This window comes from Candidatus Desulfolinea nitratireducens (genome assembly GCF_982879505.1).
Map to the genome: position 1 here is coordinate 1 of NZ_CEYOSI010000306.1, position 3,273 is coordinate 3,273.

The following is a 3,273-nucleotide window of genomic DNA, read 5'->3' on the forward strand; positions in this document are numbered from 1 at the left end:
GATCTGGGAAAACGACGCTTCTCTTATGGAGCTTTTAATACCCTCTGTTTTTTCAGAACTAAAGAAAATTACCGAAGATGGAACTTCTCCAGATGAAACAATTGATATTGATGATGTAAAAACACCGGAAATTTTACCGATTTTACCCTTGCGCGGGGTTGTTGTTTATCCACAAACTGCCGTTCCATTGACAATTGGACAGTCGCGCTCGATCAAGTTAGTGGATGATATCCTCGCCGGAAATAAATTGGTGGGATTAGTCGCCAGTCGGAATCCTGAGATGGAAGAGCCTGGCGCCGAAGACCTTTATGAGGTGGGGACGGTTGCTAACGTTCATCGTCTGTTGCGTGCGCCTGACGGGACCATCCGTTTACTTGTCCAGGGTATTGAACGCTTTCGGCTTGGCGAAGTACTGGAGAATGAACCATATCTAAAAGCAAAGATCATTCTTGCCCCAGAGATCGAGGAAAATAATTTGAAAGTGGATGCTTTGGCACGGAATGCCCGTGATCAATTTTCTCAGATCGCTGAAATGATTCCGTCTTTCCCTGACGAATTAATGAGTTCAATATCATCGTTGCTAGACCCGCTTGAAACGGCTTATACAATTGCCAACTTCCAACGTATGGAATTGCATGATGCACAGGAGCTTCTGGCGATTGATTCAACGGAGGCCAAATTACATAAATTGGTCAGTTTGCTTTCACGTGAGAATCAGGTCTTACAGTTGGGGCAGAAGATTCAAAATGAAGCACGAGGAGAAATCGAGAAGGTACAGCGTGATTATTTCCTGCGAGAGCAACTCAAAGCGATCCAAAAAGAGCTGGGCGAGCGGGATGAGCAAGCCATAGAAGTCGAAGAGTTTCACCAGAAAATTGAAGCTGCTAAAATGTCGCCGGAGGCGGAGAAGCAAGCCTATTACGAGCTTGACCGTTTATCCCGTTTACCAACAGCGGCAGCAGAATATGGAGTGATCCGCACTTATCTTGATTGGCTCGTTACCCTGCCCTGGTCAAAAGCGACCGATGATAATCTTGAAATAGCACATGCCCGTAAAATTTTGAATAATGATCATTATGGGCTTGACGACGTCAAAGAGCGAATTCTGGAGTTTTTGGCTATTCGTGGTTTGCGTATAAAGCGTGAAGGTTCTTTCACAAAAAGCAAGGATTTGATCCGCCGCGAACGTGAAGGAGTGATTCTCTGTTTTGTAGGGCCGCCCGGTGTTGGCAAGACCTCGCTTGGGCGTTCGATAGCTCACTCCATGGGGCGTGAGTTCATCCGGATATCCCTGGGAGGCGTGCGTGATGAGGCTGAAATTCGTGGTCATCGCCGGACATATATAGGCGCATTACCTGGACGAATATTACAAGCCTTGCGTCGCGCCGAAACAAAAAACCCTGTTTTCATGCTGGACGAAATAGATAAGTTGGTTGCTAATTTCCAGGGAAACCCTGCCTCTGCATTGCTGGAAGTTCTTGATCCCGAACAAAATTCTGAGTTTCGGGACCACTATCTCGAGGTCGCATTTGATCTCTCGCAAGTAATGTTTATTACTACGGCAAACTCATTAGGGACAATTCCCAGACCCTTATTGGACCGAATGGAGGTCATTCACCTTTCTGGATATACAGAAAGAGAGAAGGTAGCGATTGCGAAAGGATATCTGATTCCCCGTCAGATTCGTGAGAATAGCCTTTTTAGAAAGGAAGTCAGTTTCACTGTTGCCAGCTTAAATAAAATTATCAACCAATATACGCGTGAAGCGGGTGTTCGTAATCTGGAACGAATGATTGGTTCCATATGTCGTAAAGTTGGTGGCCTGATTGCTGAGGGGATAGATTACTCGCCGAAAATTACACCTGAAGCCGTAGAGGAATATCTCGATCATCCTATTTATCGCGATGCGGAAGATCTGAAAAAGCGCATTTCCATTCCAGGTGTTGCAGCAGGGTTGGCGTGGACAGCCTACGGTGGAAATGTTCTCTTTATTGAGGCAACCAGTATGTCGGGGTCAAAAGGCTTTCAGATCACTGGATCCCTTGGAAACGTAATGCAGGAATCGGCGCGTGCCGCTCTTTCATATGTGCGATCCCGAGCTGAAGAATTGGGTATTAAGCCAGATTTTTACGATAATACCGATATCCATCTTCACGTGCCAGCGGGAGCGCAACGTAAGGATGGCCCTTCTGCAGGTGTAACGATGATTACGGCGTTGGTTTCCCTTGTTACTCGTCGCAAAGTGCGAAAAGGTGTCGGCATGACAGGCGAGATCACACTCCGTGGACGCGTTCTCCCTATTGGTGGTTTGAAGGAAAAGATTTTGGCAGCCCATCGCTTTGGATTGCGTACGATCATATATCCTAAAGGCAATGAAACCGATCTAGATGACATTCCCGATGAAGTCAGAAAAGTGATAAAATTTATTCCAGTTGAGACAGTGGATGAGGTTCTTGATGCCGCTCTTGAAAAAAGGGCAGTAGCTAAAAAGACCAAAAAAATAGCGGGCATTAAATGAAAAAAATATTCTTGGCAGAAGACGACCAGACAATGGTTGCACTTTTACAGACTTTGTTAAAACTGGAAGGTTATGAGGTTGTAACCTTGAACGTTGCCAATGAAGGCTTGCTCTCTATTTTGCGTAAGGATATCCCACAAATCTTGATGCTTGACGTTAAGCTCCCTCAAGAAAACGGGATGGACATCGTTCGAGAAATGCGTCAGGACGAAAAATTTAATGAGACAAAAGTTATTATGTCCTCAGGGATGAGCCTGGAAAAAGAATGCATTGAGAGTGGGGCGGATGCTTTTTTACTCAAACCCTATATGCCTGACGACCTAATTCGTAAACTTCGCAATTATTCCTAAGGCATAATCAATAGACCAATGACAGCAGATCTAAAGGATAAAGGGGAGATTCTCATTCGGCCATTTTCTTTCTCGGCAGATATTGAAAAATGCATTTGATGGAATCCATTTGCGCCTCTCTGATGAGCCAGGGGAGATAGAAAAGAAAATCACCCGTGATCCTTATTTGTACTTGCTATTTGAATTGGACGGTGAGATCCTTTTACCAAGGATAATGAGGTAGCGATTAGCTTTTATGAATCTCGCGGCCGGGAAAATATGGACGGTCTGTACACCCTGGCCAAAAAATTAATATAAATATCCATCCTAAAAATATCCCATAGTGGCGACTTTTGTCGCTCTTTACGGCTGAAGCCGTTACTACAAAAGGATTTTAGGATAGGTTCTAATAATATCAGTATCGGA

General features: G+C 44.8%; 2 protein-coding genes. Both read left to right on the plus strand.

Features of this window, described 5'->3' with window-relative positions; genetic code table 11:
• Positions 1 to 25: 25 nt before the first annotated feature.
• Positions 26 to 2,518: an endopeptidase La gene (lon, locus tag AC3DOM_RS16965; RefSeq protein WP_487920221.1), complete on the plus strand. Its 2,493-nt coding sequence runs from the start codon at positions 26 to 28 to the stop codon at positions 2,516 to 2,518.
• Positions 2,515 to 2,868: a response regulator gene (locus AC3DOM_RS16970; protein ID WP_487920220.1), complete on the plus strand. Its 354-nt coding sequence runs from the start codon at positions 2,515 to 2,517 to the stop codon at positions 2,866 to 2,868. Before lon ends, AC3DOM_RS16970 begins: the two co-directional genes overlap by 4 nt.
• Positions 2,869 to 3,273 lie beyond the last annotated feature (405 nt).